This is a genomic window from Mesorhizobium sp. LjRoot246 (assembly GCF_964254115.1).
GTDB lineage: Bacteria > Pseudomonadota > Alphaproteobacteria > Rhizobiales > Rhizobiaceae > Mesorhizobium.
This window is the reverse complement of sequence record NZ_CAXUSN020000001.1, coordinates 660,317-679,378: the sequence shown is the minus strand read 5'-3', so window position 1 is coordinate 679,378 and position 19,062 is coordinate 660,317. Positions and strand designations below refer to the sequence as shown.

Sequence of the window (19,062 nt, the reverse complement as noted above, 5' to 3'; positions counted from 1 at the left end):
GGACGTAACACCCGCGTCGCGACGCTGGGGCGAAAAGTTCAGTAATTGCCGACGTCGTCGTCGGGGCGATGCTCGGGAGTATTCTCCCCGAGGCCGGTCGCCGCGCCGTAGGCCTTCCAGGTGGCGGAGGCGTATGCCTCTGTTATGTCGTACAGGAACCGGCCCAGACGGAACTTCGGCCACTTCAGCGGTTTCTTCTTGAGGGCCTCGCCTGCCTTTCCCAGAACCTCTGTGACGACTGACATTGGTGTTTCCTCTCAGATGTTGTTTAGTTGCGAGAGGCACCATCGAATTCGGGGCGTGAGACGGCTGTGAAAAGCCTCGTGAAAATCGCGGAAAAAACAGAAATTCCGAGCAAACCGCGATGAGCTTGGCGCGGCTCGATCTCCTGGGTGGTTTTCACCTGACGTTCCCGCAGGGGAAAACGTTGGAGGTGCCCGCCAAGAAGAATAGGGCACTTCTGGGCATTCTCGCCGTAGCGCCGAACCAGGAGGCGACGCGTTATAAGCTGGCTGCTCTTCTCTGGAGCGATCGAGGTGAGGACCAGGCAAGGGACAGTCTGCGGCAGGCCCTGGCCGCTATCCGCAAGGGCTTTGCCGAACTGGAAACCGATGCCCTGGCCCTGATCGGGGATCGTATCGCGCTCAATCCGAAATTCTTCACCATCGACGTGGTGGAATTCGTGACTGTAAGCGGGAGCCGTGACGTGGCCGAGCTTCGACAGGCCGCCACCCTCTATACCGGACCTTTTCTTGATGGGTTGAGCACGTCCGACAACGCTTTCGAGGATTGGCTGCGTGAAGTCCGCACCGACCTGTCCTTGCGCGCGATCGATCTGTTCCAGCGCCTGGCTGAATCGGTGAGCGGCACCGAGCGTGTTGCCATTGCCGAACGGCTGGTTGCTCTCGATCCGCTGCGAGAGCCATCGCATGTCGCACTGATGCAGGCACATATCGCCCTGGGTCAGACCGCTCTCGCCATCAAGCAGTATGAGGCGTGCAAGCTGTTGCTGCAGCGCGAACTGAACCTGAAGCCCGGTGACGAGCTTCAGCTATTGCGGCAGACCATCGACGAGCTGTCCAAGCCGCAAACTGGCGACGCATCAAGCCACAGGCCCGTCATTGCAGTTCTTCCGTTCGAGAATATGAGCGGCGACCCCAGCCAGGCGTATTTCAGTGACGGGATCACCGAGGACATCATCACCGAACTGGGCCGATTTGGGGAACTTCGTCTCATAGCCCGCAATTCCTCCCTTGTTCTCAAGGACAGGCTTGCTGACGCTGCCACCATCGCGAAGCAGTTGTCCGTCGATTACCTGCTTCAGGGCAGCATCCGCCGTGCGGGAAACAGGGTCAGGATCTCGTCGCAACTCGTGGAGGCCAGATCCGGCAATCAAATCTGGGCCGATCGATTTGATCGCGAGCTGACGGATATTTTTGAACTCCAGGACGAGATCGCCAGAAGTGTCGCGATCACCGTTGTCGGCACGATCCGAACTTCGGCCGTTGAGAAAATCCGGCGCCTTCCCATCTCCCAGCTCGATGCCTACGATCTGTATCTCCAGGCTCGTGTCCGCATGACTCGCTACGACACCGTGCTGGAAGCAGAGCCCTATCTTGTCAGAGCGATTGAACTCGACCCGACCGTCGCCACGACCCATGCAATGATGGCGATCGTACTCACGGCCAAATGGCTGCTTGAGGGGGACGGAGACACGCTCAAGACCGCTCTCGCCCACGGTCGCCGTGCTCTGAAACTTGGACCGAAACAGGTATGGAGCCATATGGCGATGGGTCATGCGCTCATCTTCACGGGTCAGTTGGACGAGGCGCTGCTCCATCTCGAACAGGCTGTGAATCTCAATCCGAACGAAAGCCGAGCGAGAGCGATACGGGGCTTGTGCTGGAGCTATCTCGGTCGGCATGAGGAAGCTTTGGCCGATCTGGACGTCTGTATCGCCCGTGACCCCCTAAATTACGATTGGTTCTGGGATCTACGCGGACAGGTTCTCCTGGTTCTCGGACGGTATCCTGAGGCGATAGCTTCCTACCGGAATCTCAATTCCTATGCATTTTGGGCACATGCGTTTCTAGCGGTCTGTCATTGGAGAATGGGTGACGAGCAACTCGCCGCTAACGCTGCCAGACAGTGTCTGGCGGCAAGGCCCGGTGCGACCGTAAGCACCATCTTGATCGATCCGTATCGCAACCCGAAAATCCTGGAGGATCTTCGGAGAGACTTGCTTGCTGTCGGCATACCCGATGGATGAATATCAGCCTTCCGCGACGATGTTCGGTACGAGAGGCCGTGCTAACCGCATAGCCTGGCCCCGCGCGGGTCGGCTTGCCGTCGATCTCGATGCTGAACTCGGTGCCAATCGCGGTGTCAGGCGGTTGACGGAGCCGGTCACTTAGCATGAAATGCTTCGGCCCCAGCCGGAACACGGTGAGGTCGTCCATGCGCTGCGGCGATCACGGCGCGGCGAGCGGATCAAGCCGTGCAACTGGCAGAGTTAGCCGGCGCGCTGCTTGTCAGTCGCCGCGCGGTCGACGGCCAACTCCCCTGGTGAGAGGACAACGCCAAACTTTTCGCTGGCTTCCTCCGGCGTATAATATCCTAGCGCCACGTCGCGCTGCACTTGATCGGCGTCCCGCTCACGCGGATCGCCGTAGCCGCCGCCGCCCGGCGTGCCGACGCGCACGCGGTCGCCGGCCTTCAGCGCGATATCCTGCTCCTTGGAGAGGTGCGGCGGCACATGTTCCTCGCCGTTGCGGAAGACGGTGACGGTGTTGACGGCGCCATCGCTGCCGCCGAGCGCGCCTTGCGGGCCGAAACGGCCGTGGTCCATGACGAAGGAGGCGCGAGCATCGCCGCGCAGGATCTCGACCTCGTAGGCGAGGCCGAAACCGCCGCGATGCTTGCCGGCGCCGCCGGAGCCTTCGCGCAGGGCGTAGTGTCGGTAGAGCACCGGGAATGCCTGTTCCATGATCTCGACCGGTGGCGACTTGGAGATGCCGATGGTCGAGCAGCCATTGGTCAGGCCGTCATGGCCTGAATTGCCGCCATAGCCGCCACCGGAGATCTGGTACATGACGTAATCGCGGCCGCGCGCCGGATCGTTGCCGCCGAGCGCGAAATTGCCGCTAGAGCCGGCGGGGGCCGCCGTCACCTTCTCCGGCAGCGCCTGAACCATCGCCGCGAACACCGCCTCGGCGATGCGCTGCGACACTTCCGCCGCGCAGCCCGAGACGGGGCGCGGATATTTGGCGTCGAGGAAAGTGCCTTCCGGACGCTTGACGATCAGCGGCTCGAAAGCGCCGGCACTGATCGGCACATCGGGGAAAATGTGGCGCATGGCGAGATAGACCGAGGACAGGGTCGTCGCCAGCACGCTGTTCATCGGTCCGGCGCAGGGCTTCGACGAGCCGGTGAAATCGAAGGTCAGCGTATCGCCCTGCTTGTCGACGGCGAGCGCTATGGTCAGCGGCTCGTTGACCACTCCGTCGGAATCGACAAAAGCTTTGGAACGGTAGGTGCCGTCTGGAATGGCCGCTATGTTGGCGCGCATCTGCTCGGCGGCGCGGCGACGCAGTTCGGCGATCGCCTCGACAACAGTTTCGTCACCGTAACGATCCAGGATTCCGTTGAGCCGGTCCTGGCCGATCAGCAGTGCCGCTGCTTGCGCCCTGATGTCGCCGATGCGCTGGTCGGCAACGCGGATGTTGGAGCAGATGATGGCGTAGATCTCCGGATCAAGCACGCCCTTCTTGAACAATTTGACCGGCGGCAGCCGCAGGCCTTCCTGCTCGACCGCCGTCGCCGAAGCGGAAAACCCGCCCGGCACCGAGCCGCCAATGTCGGGCCAGTGGCCGGTGTTGGACAGCCAGCAGAAAATCTTGCCATTGCGGTAGATCGGCATGGCGAAGCGCACATCCATCAGATGCGTGCCGCCGAGGTAGGGGTCGTTGACGATGTAGATGTCGCCCGGCTCGGGGGCCAGGCAGCGGCCGTCGGCGATCATCTCGATCACCGTCCTGGTCGAATATTGCATGACGCCGACGAACACCGGCAGGCCTTGGCTGCCTTGTGCGATCAGGGAACCATCGACGGCCGAATAGATGCCGTCGGAACGGTCGTTGGCCTCGGCGATGACAGGCGAGAAAGCGGCGCGAGAGAAAGTAAGGTCCATCTCGTCGCAGACCTGCTGCAGGGCCGCTTGGAGGACCGAAAGGGTGATGGCGTCGAGCTTTTGCATCTCAGGCCTCGCCGATGTCGATGATGATGTTGCCGTCGGCGTCGCAGCGTGCGCGGTCGCCGGGTTCGAGCACGGTGGTGGCGTCCATCTGTTCGAGGATCGCCGGGCCTTCGATGATTGCGTCGAGCGGCAGTTTTTCGCGTGCGTATACCGGCGTGTCGTGCCAGCGTCCGCTGTACCAGACCGGCCGGATTTCGCGCCGCGCCTCGTCGAGCGTTGTCGCGCGCCCCGCCGGGTCGATCAGCTGGAACAGGTCGATCGCCGGGCGCACGCCAGTCACCGAAGTGTTGAGGTTAACGAGGTTGGCGCGGATTTCGGGCAGCTCGACCTTGAAGCGGGCGAAGTAGGCCTTTTCGAAAAGCTGCTGCAGCGTTGCCCGCGTCACCGAAGACGATGGCAGCGGCACGTTGATGATGTGGGTCTGGCCGACGAACTGCATGTCGGCGGAATGCGTGACGCGGATCGTCTCCGGCTTCACCGCTTCCTTGCCGATCAGCTCCTTGCCTTCGTTTCGGTGCCGTTCCAATACAGCGTGAAGCTGGGCTTCATCGAGTATTGCGACCGGCTGATTGATGGTGTTGACGAAGTCGTGGCGCAGATCGGCGACGACGCAGCCGAGCGCGTTGGTGATGCCGGGCCGCGCCGGCACCAGCACTTTGGGCAGGCCAAGCTCGCGCGCCAGCGCCGTGGCATGCAGCGGACCGGCGCCGCCGAAGGCGAACAGCGCGAAATCGCGCGGATCATGGCCGCGCGACACCGAGACCATGCGGATAGCGCCGGCCATCTTCATGTTGCCGAGCCGCAGCACCGCACCCGCCGCCTCGACACCGGACAGGCCTGTCGCCTTGCCGATCTTCTCCTCGAAAATGCCGGTAACGCGCTCTGATGTGACCGGGTTTTCGACCGCCAGCAGCTTCTTCGGCGCCAGCCGGCCAAGCACCAGATTGGCGTCGGTGATGGTCGGCTCCAGACCTCCGCGCCCGTAACAGATCGGGCCGGGATTGGCGCCCGCACTTTCCGGGCCGATCTGGATCAGGCCGGCGGCATCGACACGGGCGATCGAGCCGCCGCCGGCGCCAACCGTGTGCACCGCTACCATCGGCACATGAATCGGCATCGCATATTCGATCTCGATCTCATTCGAGACAGCCGGCTCGGCGTTGCGGATCAGCGCCACGTCGGTCGAGGTGCCGCCCATGTCGTAGGTGACGAGGTTTTCGAAGCCGGCGCGCTTTCCGGTATAGGCGGCGGCGATAACGCCGGAGGCCGGACCGGACATCACCGTCTTGGCCGATTCACGTGTGACGAAACGGGCCGAGATCATGCCGCCATTGCCGTTCATGATCAGGAAGTCGCGGGCATAGCCTTTTGCGCCCAATTCCGTGCGTAGCCGCTCGACGTAGCGCTCTAGGATCGGCTGCACGGAGGCGTTGACCGAGGCAGTGACGCCGCGCTCGAATTCGCGCGCTTCCGACAGCAGTGCGTGGCCTACCGTGATGTAGCCGTTCGGCCAGAGCTCGGCGGCGATTTCGGCCGCACGCCGCTCATGTGCCGGGTTGGCGTAGGAATGCAGGAAATGGATGACGAGGGATTCGCAACCGGCCGCGATCAGCGTCTTCACGGCGTCTCGCATTTCGGCCTCGTCGAGCGGCGTGCGTATGGCGCCCGACGCTTCGACACGCTCCGAGACTTCGAGCCTGAGATTGCGCGGGATGATCGGCACGAAGCTGCCGGTCATGCCATAGGCCTGCGGCCGCGTGCGCCGGCCAAGCTCGATCACGTCGCGAAAGCCGCGCGTGGTGATCATGCCGGTTTTGGCCAGCCGGCGTTCGAGCACCGCATTGGTGGTGGTGGTCGTGCCATGCACGATGAGGTCGATGCCGTCGATCGGAAATTCGGTGGCGCCGAGTGCCGAAACGACACCGAAGGCCTGGTTGTCGACCGTGGTCGGAGTCTTGGCCAGATACACCCGGCCACCGTCGCGTCCATCGATCAGGAGCAGGTCGGTGAAAGTGCCGCCGACATCGATACCGGCGACGACATTTCCCGAGGAATTGCGCGCTTGCGCCGAAAAATTCTCTTTCATCGTCGAAACCCGAAATGCGCGAACTACGGATATATGTCAGTTTGGAAAGCTGTTTTAAGGTAGCACCTTGACGCAAATATCGTTTGTATACTAATAAATTCCCGACACAAGAGCTTCCCGCTTTGGAGTGTGCGGACAGCACGCTGGGACCTGAATGGTTCGAGCGCGCAGGTGAAAGTTTGGCGCCCGCATCCGCAGCTGGGCCAGAAGGTTGGATTTGATGAACACCACATCCGCTCTCAACACCATCGGCGCCCGCCCGCTGCAATTCCCGATTCCGGCTAACGTCTATGCCGAAACCGTCGTCTCGGTGAAGCACTACACCGACCGGCTGTTCTCGTTCCGCATCACCCGTCCGCAGTCGCTGCACTTCCGCTCCGGCGAGTTCGTCATGATCGGCCTGCCCAATGCCGAGAAGCCGGTGTATCGCGCCTATTCCGTAGCGAGCCCGGCCTGGGACGAGGAGCTGGAATTCTTCTCGATCAAGGTGCCGGACGGCCCGCTGACCTCGGAACTGCAGAAGATCCAGGTCGGCGACACCGTCATCATGCGCCAGAAGTCGACCGGCACTCTGGTGGTCGACGCGCTGACCCCGGCCATGCGGCTGTTCATGATCTCGACCGGCACCGGCATCGCGCCCTTCGCCAGCCTGCTGCGCGATCCCGACACCTATGAGAAGTTCGAGCAGGTGATCCTGACCCATACCTGCCGCGACAATGCCGAACTGACCTACGGCCAGGAACTGGTCGCGGCGCTCGAAAGTGATCCGCTGATCGGCGAGCTGACCGGCGGCCGCGTCACGCTCTACAACTCCACGACTCGCGAAGAGTCGGTGCGCATGGGCCGCATCACCGCGCTGATCGGCTCCGGCAAGTTCTACAGCGATCTCGGCATCGACAAGCTCAATCCCGAGAGCGACCGCATCATGATCTGCGGCTCGATGCACATGCTGAAGGACGTCAAGGAGCTGGCCGAAAGCCTCGGCTTCGAGGAAGGCTCGCTCAGCCATCCGGCGACTTTCGTGGTCGAGCGCGCCTTCGTCGGCTGAGGCCTTCGCCTCCGCTCAGAAGTCGGGTTTTGACCTTTCGGTCAAAAAACAAGCTGCTTTCGCAGCCTTTTTCAGCTAAGAGCGCCCTAAGGACTCGTGAAGTACGACTTCGCGGGCTATCTTCGGCACACGTCGCTGAATGAAAGGGCAGGAGATGAGCAGCACAATCCGCGAAGCCGATGTCGGCTCGTCCAAGGTGACGCCTCTACCCTCGCGCGCCGCCGCCAACGCAGCCGTTCCACCGGACCATCGGATCGCGCGCAATCCGGGCATGAAGCTCGACCTCGGCTTCATGGAATCGGTGCGCAGCGTCAACCGCTCGGCGCTGGAGCGCCGCGTCGCCAGCCTGACCAAGCGGCGCTCGATCAAGGCCGACAACCAGGCGGCCTGGCTGTTGCGCGCCGTCGCCTGCATGGATTTGACGACGCTGAATTCCAACGACACCGAGGAACGCGTGCGCCGGCTCTGCGCCAAGGCGATCAATCCGTTCCGCCGCGACATCGTCGAGGGCCTCGGCATAGCTGGCGAGACCATCCGCCCGGCCGCGGTCTGCGTCTATCATCCCTTCGTCGCCACCGCCGTCGATGCCGTGCGCGGCACCGGCATCCATGTCGCCGCCGTCTCCACCGCCTTTCCGCACGGCCTTGCGCCGTTGTCGACGCGCCTGCAGGAGATCGAGGCCTCGGTGCGCGACGGTGCCGACGAGATCGACGTCGTCATTCCGCGCGGGCTGGTATTCGCAGCCAAATGGCGGGAGCTTTACAACGAGATCGTCTCAATGCGCGCCGCCTGCGGTGACGCGCATCTGAAGGTCATCCTCGGCACCGGCGACCTCGCCACGCTGCGCAACGTCATGCTGGCCTCGATGGTGGCGATGATGGCGGGCGCGGATTTCATCAAGACTTCGACCGGCAAGGAAAGCGTCAATGCGACGCTGCCCGTCGGCCTCGCCATGGTGCGCGCCATCAGGGCCTATTTCGAGGAAACCGGCTATCTCATCGGCTTCAAGCCGGCCGGCGGCATTTCGACCGCGAAAGCCTCGCTCGACTGGCTTGTGCTGATGAAGGAAGAGCTCGGCCGGCCGTGGCTGGAGCCCGAGCTGTTCCGCTTCGGTGCGTCGAGCTTGCTCACCGACATCGAGCGCCAGCTCGAGCACCATCTGACCGGTCACTATTCGGCCAATCATCGCCACGCGATGGCTTGAGAGATCTACTCACCCCGATCGGCCATGCCGATCGACCCTCCCCACAAGTGGGAGGGTGAAGGAGGCGCCCAATGAACATTCTCGACCGTTATCACGCCATGGAGTACGGCCCGGCGCCGGAAGCCCGCAACGAGGCCGATGCGTGGCTTGCCGCGCGCGACTTTTCCAAGGCTCTATTCATCGACGGTGCCTGGAAAGCAGCGTCCGGCGGCAAGACGTTCGAGACCAGTGAGCCTTCATCCGGCAAGCTGCTGGCGAAATTGTCCGACGCCAGTGCCGCCGACATCGATGCGGCGGTTGCGGCCGCCGCCAAGGCGCTGCCGAAGTGGTCGGCAGCCTCAGGCTATCAGCGCGCCAAGGTGCTTTATGCCATAGGCCGCGCCATGCAGCGGCATCAGCGCCTGTTCGCGGTGCTTGAGACAATCGACAATGGCAAGCCGATCCGCGAAAGCCGCGATATCGACGTGCCGCTGGCGATCCGCCATTTCATCCATCATGCTGGCTGGGCTCAGGCAATGGACAAGGATTTCCCCGGCCACAAGGGTGTCGGCGTCGTCGGCCAGATCATCCCGTGGAATTTCCCGCTGCTGATGCTGGCCTGGAAAATCGCGCCGGCGCTCGCTGCCGGCTGCACCGTCGTGCTGAAGCCGGCCGAGTTCACGCCGCTGACATCAATCCTGTTCGCCGAGATCTGCGAACGCGCCGGCGTGCCGAAAGGCGTCGTCAATATCGTCCAGGGCGGGCCTGAAGCGGGCGTCGCCATCGTCAACCATCCCGGCGTCCAGAAGATCGCCTTCACCGGTTCTTCCGAGGTCGGCAAGATCATCCGGAAAGCCACGGCCGGCTCGGGCAAGAAATTGTCGTTGGAACTCGGCGGCAAGTCCGCTTTCATCGTCTTCGAGGATGCCGATCTCGACAGCGCGGTCGAAGGCCTGGTCGACGGCATCTGGTTCAACCAGGGTCAGGTCTGCTGCGCCGGTTCGCGACTGCTGGTGCAGGAAGGCATCGCCGATGCCCTGATCGCCAAGGTCAAGACGCGGATGAGCCGGCTGCGCGTCGGCAGCCCGCTCGACAAGAACACCGATATCGGCCCGCTGGTCGACTTGACTCAGCTTGACCGGGTCAAGGGTCTGGTGGCCGAAGGCGCCAGACAGGGCGCCATCTGCTGGCAGCCGGACGCGGCACTCCCGTCCTCCGGCTACTATCATCTGCCGACGCTCGCCACCGGTGTTTCGCCGGCTAATATCTTGGCGCAGGAAGAGGTGTTCGGCCCCGTTCTGGCGACCATGACCTTCCGCAACACCGAGGAAGCGATCGAACTCGCCAACAACACGCGCTATGGCCTCGCCGCCTCGGTGTGGAGCGAGAACATCAACCTTGCTCTTCATGTCGCGCCGCAATTGAAGGCCGGCGTGGTCTGGGTCAACGGCACCAACATGTTCGACGCCGCCTGTGGCTTCGGCGGCTACCGCGAGAGCGGTTTCGGCCGTGAGGGCGGGCGCGAGGGCATGTTCGAATATCTCGCGGCGAAGCTGCCGCTCGGCCCGGTCATCAAGCCGGCGACGATCTCGGCGCAGCCCGTCGAGCAGGCCGACGGCTCAGCAATCGACCGCACGGCAAAGTTGTTCATCGGCGGCAAGCAGGTACGGCCGGACGGCAACTATTCGATTGCCGTCCCCACTGCGAAGGGCAAGCTTGCCGGCGAGGTCGGTCTTGGCAGCCGCAAGGATATCCGCGATGCCGTCTCTGCCGCCCGCGCTTGCAAGGGTTGGCCGGAGGCGACCGCCTATAACAGGTCCCAGGTGCTCTATTATCTGGCCGAAAATCTTTCCGGCCGCGCCGACGAATTCTCGGCACGTCTTGTCCAGCTCACAGGCGTCACAGCCAAGGCCGCACGGGAAGAAGTGGAACAGTCCATAGAGCGCCTCTTCCTCTATGCCGGCCTTGCCGACAAGTTCGAGGGCCGCGTGCACCAGCCACCGGCGCGTGCCGTGACACTGGCGCTGCACGAGCCGGTCGGCGTTGTCGGCATCGTAGCACCCGATGCCTCGCCGCTGCTTGGCCTGATCTCGCTGGTCGCACCGGCGCTGGCCATGGGCAACACGGTGGTCGCGGTGCCGTCGGAACGCTATCCGCTGCTGGCCACCGATCTCTACCAGGTCATCGAATATTCCGACATTCCGGCCGGCGCCATCAACATCGTCACCGGTCGCAGCGCCGAACTTGCCGGCGTGCTGGCCAAGCATGACGATGTCGACGGGCTCTGGGTGTTCGCCGATGCCGAGACCTGCGCGAAGGCGGAAGCCGAGTCCATCGGCAACCTCAAGCGCGTCTGGAGCGGCAATGGCCGCGGCCTCGACTGGGCGTCCGACGAGGCCGCCGGCGACGCCTTCTTGCGCCGGACCGTCGAGGTCAAGAATGTCTGGGTGCCCTACGGCGATTGAGCCCAAATGGCTATCGCGCTCGTGATGGGTGTTCGGACTTGACGCCCGGACTTATGTTCTTTAACGAGAAAAAACATTTTTATCTGTGAACTGGCAACGGCGCAGGCCGCATGATCGCGCTTGACTGGCACATGACGCCTTGGCCAGCCGCCGGTAGATGCGGATGACCCAGGCGGGACGAGGAGAAACAGCATGGCGGATCTGGCAGGCAAGGTCGTAGTCGTCACGGCGGCGGCGCAAGGCATCGGCAGAGCGAGCGCGCTGGCCTTCGCCGAGGCAGGCGCTGTCGTCCACGCCACCGACATCAACGAGACGCTGCTGGCGGAACTCGCCAAAACATCAGGCATCAAGACCCGCAAGCTGGACGTGCTCAACGACGAGGCCGTCAACGCCGCCTTTGCCGAGATCGGTGTCGTCGATGTGCTGTTCAATTGCGCCGGCTTCGTCCATTCGGGCTCGATCCTCGAGATGAAGGACGGCGATCTCGATTTCGCGCTGAACCTCAATGTCCGTGCCATGATCCGCACCAGCCGAGCGGTGCTGCCTGGCATGCTGGAACGCGGCGACGGATCGATCATCAACATGGCGTCGCTGGCCAGTTCGACCAAGGGCGTGCCCAACCGCTTCGTCTACGGCCTGACCAAGGCCGCCGTCATCGGCCTGACCAAGGCGATCGCCGCCGACTATGTCGGCAAGGGCATACGCTGCAACGCCATTTGTCCGGGCACGGTCGAGAGCCCGTCGCTTCAGGACCGCATGCATGCGCAAGGCGACTACGATGCCGCCCGCGCCGCCTTCATCGCACGCCAGCCGATGGGCCGGCTCGGCACGCCGGAGGAAATCGCCGATCTCGCCGTCTATCTGGCCGGCGCCACCTATACGTCCGGACAGGCCTACAATATCGACGGCGGTTGGTCGATCTGATCGCCGGGTCGGAATGATCTCGTGCGAGCGGGATGATCGGATCCTTTCCCGGCAGAGGGGATCGAAGAGTCTGAAAATCCCGCTCCCCTTCTGCCTTGTAGGGTAACCACGCTTGTCCGGGATGAGGTCGATGAGTAGGGTCCGCCGGTTCCTCGAAGGAGCAATCGCCCCGGCGGAAAGTTTGCAAAAGGCCACGAGGCCGCAATCAGGAGAAGGATTTAAATGAAACTGCTGCGCTATGGCGAGGTGGGGAGCGAACGTCCCGGCCTGCTCGATGCGGATGGAACGATCCGTGATCTGTCCGCTCACGTCACCGACATCGGCGGCAAGGCCCTCGATCCGGCATCGCTGGCAGCACTGGCCAAGCTCGATCCGAAGTCGCTGCCGGCGGTTTCCGGCAAACCGCGCCTCGGCGCCTGCGTTACCGGCACCGGCAAGTTCATCTGCATCGGCCTCAACTATTCAGACCACGCCGCCGAAACCGGCGCCACCGTGCCGCCAGAGCCGATCATCTTCATGAAGGCAAGCTCGGCCATTGTCGGGCCGGACGACGACGTGCTGATCCCGCGCGGCTCGGAGAAGACCGACTGGGAAGTCGAGCTGGCCGTGATCATCGGCAAGACGGCGAAATATGTCAGCGAGGCCGACGCACTCGACTATGTCGCCGGCTATAGCGTTGCCCACGACGTCTCCGAACGCGCCTTCCAGGCCGAGCGACAGGGCCAGTGGACCAAGGGCAAGTCCTGCGACACGTTCGGCCCGACCGGCCCATGGCTGGTGACCAAGGACGAGGTAGCCGACCCGCAGAACCTCAAAATGTGGCTGACGGTCAACGGCAAGACGATGCAGAACGGCTCGACCAAGACCATGGTCTATGGCGTCGCCTATCTGGTTTCCTACCTCAGCCAGTTCATGTCGCTGCACCCCGGCGACATCATCTCCACCGGCACGCCACCCGGCGTCGGCCTCGGCATGAAGCCGCCGGTGTTCTTGAAGGCCGGCGATGTGGTGGAATTGGGCATTGAAGGCTTGGGCCAGCAGAAGCAGACGTTCAAGGCTGACGTGTAAATCTGCAAGGTTGCGCTGCCCCCTCATCCGGCCGCTTCGCGGCCACCTTCTCCCCGCTGGGGAGAAGAGGTGAGCGGCGCTGATAATCTCCTCTCCCCTCGGGGAGAGGTCAGCCGAGCGAAGCGGAGGCTGGGTGAGGGGGCTGCGCCGTCAGCCCCTACTTCAGCACCTTCCCATCCGCACCAAACCGATAGGTCTTCGCCGGATCCGGCGTCGCATAAAGCGTCGCCCCCGGCTCGGCATCATAAACACCGAAAATCCGCACCGTGATCAGCCCGGCCTTCTCGCAGTCGAGATAGAGATTGGTGTCGGCGCCGAGATGCTCGGCGTGCACCACCGTGCCCTTCCAGGCGCCGGATTTCGGATCGACGGTCAAATGTTCCGGCCGCACGCCGATGGTCTTGGCGGTTTCGTCGAGGCGGGCGCCGTCGACGAAATTCATCTTCGGCGAGCCGATGAAGCCGGCAACGAACTCGTTTGCCGGCGAATTGTAGAGCTCCATCGGGCCACCGATCTGCTCGATTTTCCCTGCGTTCAGCACGACGATCTTGTCGGCCAGCGTCATCGCCTCGACCTGGTCGTGGGTGACGTAGATCATTGTCGCCTTCAACCGGCGGTGCAGCTGCGCGATTTCCAGCCTTGTGTTGACACGCAGAGCGGCGTCGAGGTTCGACAAGGGTTCGTCGAACAGAAACAGCTTGGGCTCGCGCACCACGGCGCGGCCGATGGCGACGCGCTGGCGCTGGCCGCCGGAGAGTTCGGCCGGCCTTCTTTCGAGATAGGGCTCTAGCGACAGCATCGACGAGGCGATGCCGATACGACGCTCGATCTCGGCTGCCGGCGTGCCGGCCTGCTTGAGGCCGAGGCCCATATTGTTCTTCACCGTCAGGTGCGGGTAGAGCGCATAGGTCTGGAACACCATGGCAATGCCACGCTTGGCCGGCGGCGTCGCCGAGACATCCGCGCCGTCGATCACGACGCGGCCCGAGGTCGAATCCTCCAATCCGGCGATGACCCGAAGCAAGGTCGACTTGCCACAGCCGGACGGCCCGACGAAGACGACGAACTCGCCGTCGTTCACTTCGAGGTTGATGCCCTTTAGCACCTCGACCGGCCCGAAGGCCTTCTTCACATTCTCGATGTTCAGCGAGCCCACGGCAGTCCTCCAAATTGGAATGTAGGCGCGAATGCGCCCCCCTCTGGCCTGCCGGCCATCTCCCCCTCAAGGGGGGAGATCGGCAGCTTAGAGGCCTCGCGCCGCTTTGCAGCGCTAATGATTGGCGAAGACAGGACCGGCATCTAATCTCCCCCTTTGAGGGGGAGATGGCCGGCAGGCCAGAGGGGGGCGCCGTAGAACGCCACCGCTGACGACAATTGCCTGGTCACAATCGCACCGCCTTTCCACTGCGCACGCTCTCGTCGGCGGCAAGGCAGACGGCGAGCGACTTGACCGCGTCGTCCATGTGTTTGGTGAGGTCGAGATCCTCGCGGATCGCTTTCAGCACAAAGGCCTGTTCGAAGTCGCAGAGGTCCTGATGGCCGGGTTCGCCCGCCATCGACAGCATCTCGTCGGCCTTGGTGAACTTCCCGTCCGCACTGGTCGCCGCACTGTGCAGGCGGATGGTCGAGGTTTTGGTGTGGGTGTCAATGTCGTCCGACTTCACACCTTCCTTCATGACGATCGAGACGCAGCCATTGGGCGAGATGACGTCCTTCACGAAGAAGGCGGTTTCCGAGATCATCGGCCCCCAGCCGGCTTCGTACCAACCAACCGACCCGTCGTCGAACAGCACCTGCAAATGGCCGTAATTGTACATCGACGGCGCCACCTCGTCGGTCAGCCGCACGCCCATGCCGCGCACCTCGACCGGTTTGGCGTCGGTGATTTGCAGCATGACGTCGAGATAATGCACGCCGCAGTCGACGATCGGCGACGTCGTCTGCATCAACTGCTTGTGCGTCTCCCAGGTGTGGCCGGAGGATTGCTGGTTGAGGTTCATGCGGAAGACGTAGGGGCCGCCAAGCTTGCGCGCCTCGGCGATCAGCCTGATCCAGGACGGGTGATGGCGCAGGATGTAGCCGATCACCAGTTTCTTGCCGTTGGCCTTGGCGGCCGCGACGACGCGCTTGGCATCGGCCACCGTCGTTGCCAACGGCTTTTCGACGAAGACGTGGCAGCCAGCCTCGAAGGCCTTCACCGCATAATCGGCATGGCTGTCCGAATAGGTGGCGATGCAGGCGACATCGGGTTTTTCGTCACGCAAAGTCTCATCGAAGGAGCGCCTGATGCCGTAGCCCGACAGCCCTTCCGGCAGCGGCACGTCGGAGCGGTTGATGAGTGCTGCTATCTGGAAGCCCGGATTGGTGTGATAGGCCAGCGCATGGCTGCGGCCCATATTGCCGAGGCCGGCGACGACAACGCGGAGTGGGGTTTGCGAACTCACTTAGCGACTCCAGCTATCCGAATTGCACCCGTCGAGGTCGCAGCGCCGGGTGGGGTGAAGGCTCCAACAGAGATTTGTAGGTCCCCGCTCACTTGACGGCTCCGGAGGTGATGCCGCGGATCAGCTGCCGCGAGAAGATGACGTAGAGGATCAGCACCGGCATGATCGCCAGCGACAGTGCGGCCAGGATGGCATTCCAATTGGTGACGAACTGGCCGAGGAAGAGCTGCGCGCCGAGCGTCACCGTCTTGGTTTCTTCCGACGGCGCCAGGATCAGCGGGAACCACAGATCGTTCCAGATCGGGATCATGGTGAAGACGGCGACGGTTGCCATCGATGGCTGTACCAGTGGCAGCACCAGCCGGAAGAAGATGGTGTATTCCGACAGCCCGTCGATACGGCCGGCATTCTTCAGATCGTCGGACACCTGCTTCATGAATTCCGACAGGATGAAGACGGCAAGCGGCAGGCCTTGCGCGGTGTAGACCAGGATCAGCGCCGTCAGCGTGTTGACCAGCCCGCTCGCCACCATCAATTGCAGGATGGCGACGGTGCCGAGGCGGATTGGAATCATGATGCCGAGCGCCAGATAGAGGCCCATCAGCGAATTGCCGCGAAAGCGGTATTCGGACAGCGCGAAGGCGGCCATGGCGCCGAACAAAAGCACGAAGAACAGCGAGGCGACGGTGACGACGAGGCTGTTCTGGAAATAATGGATGAAGTCGCCCTGGCCGATGACGGTGGTGTAGCCGATCAGGTCGAAGGTTTTGGGCGTCGGCGGTGTCAGCGGCGCGCCGAAGATGCCCGCGCGGGATTTAAACGAATTCATGATCACCAGGATCACCGGAAACAGCGCGATCGCCGTGTAGGTCAACAGGATCGCGTGGGCGCCGATGGTGCGGGGCACGGAACGGGTGGCGGTGCTCATTGGGAGGTCTCCTGACGCAGGCTTCCAAGGAACGGCGCCCAGGCACCCCCCTCTGTCCTGCCGGACATCTCCCCCGCAAGGGGGGAGATTGGCTGCGTTGGCCTTGCCGCCCATCTTGCAACGTCGGCGATTGGCGAAAGCAGTAGCGACATCTGATCTCCCCCCTTGAGGGGGAGATGGCCGGCAGGACAGAGGGGGGTGTTCAGGCTCGACATCTCGCCCCTCAGAACTGGTAGCGACGCAGGCGCGTCTGCACGAGGAAGAGATAGACGCAGACGCCGCCGAGGATGATCAGGAACATCATCGTGGCGATCGCCGCGCCCATGTTGGGGTCGCCGACCTGCAACTGGAAGCCGAAGAAGGCGCGGTAGAGGAAGGTGCCGAGAATGTCGGTCGAATAGTTCGGCCCGGCGAGTGCCCCTTGGGCGGTGTAGATCAGGTCGAAGGCGTTGAAATTGCCGACGAAGGTGAGGATCGAGATGATGCCGATCGACGGCAGGATCAGCGGCAGCTTGATCTTCCAGAACTGCGACAGGCCGGTGATGCCGTCGCATTCGGCGGCCTCGATCACCTCTTCGGGGATCGACAGCAGCGCGGCATAGATCAGCATCATCGGAATGCCGACGAACTGCCACACCGAGATCAGGCTGAGTGCGGTGAGCGCATATTGCTCCTTGCCGAGCCACGGCGTGAACAGGCTTTTCAGGCCGACGAGATCCATCAGATGCGGCGCCACGCCCCACAGCGGGGACAGGATCAGCTTCCAGGCGAAACCGACGATGACGAAGGACAGGATGGTCGGCACGAAGATCGCCGTGCGGTAGAAGGCCGCGAATCTGAGTTTCGGACTGGACAGAAGGGCGGCCAGCATGACGCCGATCGGGTTCTGCACCAGCATGTGGATGATGAAGAACCAGACATTGTTCCTCAGCGCGTTCCAGAAGCCCACGGACCAGTTGGGGTCGCCGAACAGCATGCGGAAGTTTTCCAGCCCGACGAAGACCTGGTGCTGCTCGATGTTGCGGAACAGCGACAGCTGCAGCGTGCCGGCGAGCGGCAGGATCATGATCGCCGTGTAGACGAGCACGGCCGGCGCCAGGAAGATGCCGATGTGCCAGCGGAACGGTCTTTTCGGTCTGATATCTGCGGCCATGAGTTCGGTCCCCGCCGTCTCTCGGTTCCAAAGGGTATCGATCTAGATGATGCCTCGATGCACGGCCCGAACATTCCTGCCCGATGCGGCAAGAACAAAGGCCTGCGACTGATCAGCTAGCCTTCCCCGAAGAGAGGGTAAGGCCGGGAGGCGGTGCCGACAATCGCAATCTGAATAGGCGAACTCTGAATGAGGTAGTCCGGAACCGGCCAGGCCTGCGCCCGGCCGGCTCCGTTGCCTGAGCTCTTACTTGGCCGGCTTGTACCAGCTGTCGAGACCGGTCTGCAGCTTCTTGGCCGCGACTTCCGGCGTATCGGTGCCGTTGATGACGTTGGCCGATTCAACCCAGGTCTCGTTTTCGAGGTTCGGCGTGCCGCGCGACAGGATCTGGTAGGTCGAGCGGATCGTCGACTTGCACTTGCCGCGCCAGGAGACGAATTCCTGCGCCAGCGGGTCTTCCATCTTCACCGGCGCGGAATTCAGGCTGAAGAAGCCTGGCAGCGCGTTGGCGTAGATGGTGGCGAAGTCCGGCGAGGCGACCCAGGACAGGAAGGTCTTGGCTGCATCGGCGTTCTTCGAAGCCGCATTCAGGCCCATGCCGATATCGGTATGGTCGGAAATGTAGCAGGTGTCGCCGGCCTTCTCGACCGGCGGCGGGAAGGCGCCCATCTTGAACTGCGCCTGGGTGTTGAACAGGCCGATTTCCCACGAGCCGGCCGGGTAGATGGCGGCGCGGCCGAGCGTGAACAGGTTCTGGCTGTCCGGATAGGTCTGGGCTTCAAAGCCGTCGCCCAGATAAGGCTTCCACTTTGCCAGTTCCTCATACGGCGCGACCCAGTCCTTGTCGGTCAGCTTCTGATCGCCCTTGATCAGCGCCGCGCGGCCGTCCTCGCCCTTCCAGTAGTTGGGGCCGATGTTCTGGTAGCCCATGGTCGCGGCTTCCCAGAGGTCCTTGGTGCCCATCGCCATCGGGATGTAGGTGCCGTCGGCCTTGATCTTGTCGAGCGCGGCGAAGAACTCGTCGCGGGTCTCCGGCACCTTGATGCCGAGCTTGTCGAAGGCGTCCTTGTTGTAGATGAAGCCGTGGATGACCGAGGCCATCGGCACGCAGAAGCTCGCCTTGCCGTCGTCGGTCTGCCAGGCGGACTTGGCCACCGGCGAGAAGTTCTCCATGCCGGGCAGCGCCGAGAGGTCGGCGAGGTTGCCCTTCTTGAACAGCTCAAGCGACTTGTCGAACGGGCGGCAGGTGATCAGGTCGCCCGCCGAGCCGGCGGCGAGCTTGGCGCCGAGTGCGGCGTCATACTCGGTCGGCGCCGATGGCGCGAACACCACTTTGATGCCCGGGTTCTTGGCTTCGAAAGCCGGAATCAGCTTGTCCTTCCAGATGGCAAGGTCGTCACCGCGCCAGCTTTCAATGTTAAGCGTTACGTCGTCGGCATAGGCAACCCCGGCGGAGCCGAGAATGCTGGTGCCCAGAAGCAGTGCCGTCAGTAGTTTCGTTGTCATGC

Annotated in this window: 14 protein-coding genes; 6 read left to right on the top strand and 8 right to left on the bottom strand. The window is 63.0% G+C overall.

Annotated features, from left to right (window positions below; genetic code table 11):
• Positions 1-38: 38 nt before the first annotated feature.
• Positions 39-245 carry a hypothetical protein gene (locus tag ACSQ3L_RS03055; protein ID WP_436158590.1) on the bottom strand — a complete coding sequence of 69 codons (207 nt, stop codon included), beginning with the start codon at positions 243-245 and terminating at the stop codon, positions 39-41.
• A gap of 119 nt (positions 246-364) precedes the next feature.
• On the opposite strand from ACSQ3L_RS03055, the gene ACSQ3L_RS03050 reads away from it, so the two are divergent.
• The gene (locus tag ACSQ3L_RS03050) at positions 365-2,269 is read left to right on the top strand and encodes a BTAD domain-containing putative transcriptional regulator (protein ID WP_436158589.1); all 1,905 of its coding nucleotides are present in this window, start codon (positions 365-367) and stop codon (positions 2,267-2,269) included.
• Positions 2,270-2,512: 243 nt separating this feature from the next.
• Here the strand turns inward: ACSQ3L_RS03050 and ACSQ3L_RS03045 are convergent, their stop codons facing one another.
• Entirely contained in the window at positions 2,513-4,255 is a 1,743-nt protein-coding gene (locus tag ACSQ3L_RS03045; protein WP_436158588.1) for a hydantoinase B/oxoprolinase family protein, read from the bottom strand.
• A gap of 1 nt (position 4,256) precedes the next feature.
• On the bottom strand, positions 4,257-6,341 hold the full coding sequence (locus tag ACSQ3L_RS03040; RefSeq protein ID WP_436158587.1) for a hydantoinase/oxoprolinase family protein: 2,085 nt from the start codon (positions 6,339-6,341) through the stop codon (positions 4,257-4,259).
• Positions 6,342-6,561: 220 nt separating this feature from the next.
• Here ACSQ3L_RS03040 and ACSQ3L_RS03035 point away from each other — a divergent pair, with 220 nt between their 5' ends.
• The 5 genes from ACSQ3L_RS03035 (at position 6,562) to ACSQ3L_RS03015 (ending at position 13,029) form a co-directional block, all read left to right on the top strand.
• Complete coding sequence (locus ACSQ3L_RS03035; protein WP_436158586.1) at positions 6,562-7,389, top strand: ferredoxin--NADP reductase; 828 nt, start codon at positions 6,562-6,564, stop codon at positions 7,387-7,389.
• 154 nt (positions 7,390-7,543) lie between these two features.
• Positions 7,544-8,593, top strand: a complete 1,050-nt coding sequence (gene deoC, locus ACSQ3L_RS03030; RefSeq protein ID WP_436158585.1) for a deoxyribose-phosphate aldolase — start codon at positions 7,544-7,546, stop codon at positions 8,591-8,593.
• A gap of 71 nt (positions 8,594-8,664) precedes the next feature.
• Entirely contained in the window at positions 8,665-11,037 is a 2,373-nt protein-coding gene (locus ACSQ3L_RS03025) for an aldehyde dehydrogenase family protein (protein WP_436158584.1), read from the top strand.
• 192 nt (positions 11,038-11,229) lie between these two features.
• The gene (locus tag ACSQ3L_RS03020) at positions 11,230-11,961 is read left to right on the top strand and encodes an SDR family oxidoreductase (protein WP_436158583.1); all 732 of its coding nucleotides are present in this window, start codon (positions 11,230-11,232) and stop codon (positions 11,959-11,961) included.
• A gap of 222 nt (positions 11,962-12,183) precedes the next feature.
• On the top strand, positions 12,184-13,029 hold the full coding sequence (locus ACSQ3L_RS03015; RefSeq protein WP_436158582.1) for a fumarylacetoacetate hydrolase family protein: 846 nt from the start codon (positions 12,184-12,186) through the stop codon (positions 13,027-13,029).
• 157 nt (positions 13,030-13,186) lie between these two features.
• On the opposite strand, the gene ACSQ3L_RS03010 is transcribed toward ACSQ3L_RS03015, so the two are convergent.
• The 5 genes from ACSQ3L_RS03010 to ACSQ3L_RS02990 form a co-directional block, all read right to left on the bottom strand.
• The gene (locus ACSQ3L_RS03010) at positions 13,187-14,185 is read right to left on the bottom strand and encodes an ABC transporter ATP-binding protein (protein WP_436158581.1); all 999 of its coding nucleotides are present in this window, start codon (positions 14,183-14,185) and stop codon (positions 13,187-13,189) included.
• A gap of 226 nt (positions 14,186-14,411) precedes the next feature.
• Positions 14,412-15,473 carry a Gfo/Idh/MocA family protein gene (locus ACSQ3L_RS03005; protein WP_436158580.1) on the bottom strand — a complete coding sequence of 354 codons (1,062 nt, stop codon included), beginning with the start codon at positions 15,471-15,473 and terminating at the stop codon, positions 14,412-14,414.
• 88 nt (positions 15,474-15,561) lie between these two features.
• Positions 15,562-16,401: a carbohydrate ABC transporter permease gene (locus ACSQ3L_RS03000; protein ID WP_436158579.1), complete on the bottom strand. Its 840-nt coding sequence runs from the start codon at positions 16,399-16,401 to the stop codon at positions 15,562-15,564.
• A gap of 223 nt (positions 16,402-16,624) precedes the next feature.
• Complete coding sequence (locus ACSQ3L_RS02995; RefSeq protein WP_436158578.1) at positions 16,625-17,554, bottom strand: carbohydrate ABC transporter permease; 930 nt, start codon at positions 17,552-17,554, stop codon at positions 16,625-16,627.
• Between the two features lie 246 nt (positions 17,555-17,800).
• On the bottom strand, positions 17,801-19,060 hold the full coding sequence (locus ACSQ3L_RS02990; RefSeq protein WP_436158577.1) for an ABC transporter substrate-binding protein: 1,260 nt from the start codon (positions 19,058-19,060) through the stop codon (positions 17,801-17,803).
• Between the last annotated feature and the right edge of the window lie 2 nt (positions 19,061-19,062).

Coding starts and splice junctions, on each gene's coding strand:
- ACSQ3L_RS03035 (WP_436158586.1), top strand. CDS start 6,562: ATGAACACCACATCCGCTCTCAACACCATCGGCGCCCGCCCGCTGCAA.
- ACSQ3L_RS02990 (WP_436158577.1), bottom strand. CDS start 19,060: ATGACAACGAAACTACTGACGGCACTGCTTCTGGGCACCAGCATTCTC.
- ACSQ3L_RS02995 (WP_436158578.1), bottom strand. CDS start 17,554: ATGGCCGCAGATATCAGACCGAAAAGACCGTTCCGCTGGCACATCGGC.
- ACSQ3L_RS03000 (WP_436158579.1), bottom strand. CDS start 16,401: ATGAGCACCGCCACCCGTTCCGTGCCCCGCACCATCGGCGCCCACGCG.
- ACSQ3L_RS03055 (WP_436158590.1), bottom strand. CDS start 245: ATGTCAGTCGTCACAGAGGTTCTGGGAAAGGCAGGCGAGGCCCTCAAG.
- ACSQ3L_RS03050 (WP_436158589.1), top strand. CDS start 365: ATGAGCTTGGCGCGGCTCGATCTCCTGGGTGGTTTTCACCTGACGTTC.
- ACSQ3L_RS03015 (WP_436158582.1), top strand. CDS start 12,184: ATGAAACTGCTGCGCTATGGCGAGGTGGGGAGCGAACGTCCCGGCCTG.
- ACSQ3L_RS03045 (WP_436158588.1), bottom strand. CDS start 4,255: ATGCAAAAGCTCGACGCCATCACCCTTTCGGTCCTCCAAGCGGCCCTG.
- ACSQ3L_RS03020 (WP_436158583.1), top strand. CDS start 11,230: ATGGCGGATCTGGCAGGCAAGGTCGTAGTCGTCACGGCGGCGGCGCAA.
- ACSQ3L_RS03040 (WP_436158587.1), bottom strand. CDS start 6,341: ATGAAAGAGAATTTTTCGGCGCAAGCGCGCAATTCCTCGGGAAATGTC.
- ACSQ3L_RS03025 (WP_436158584.1), top strand. CDS start 8,665: ATGAACATTCTCGACCGTTATCACGCCATGGAGTACGGCCCGGCGCCG.
- deoC (WP_436158585.1), top strand. CDS start 7,544: ATGAGCAGCACAATCCGCGAAGCCGATGTCGGCTCGTCCAAGGTGACG.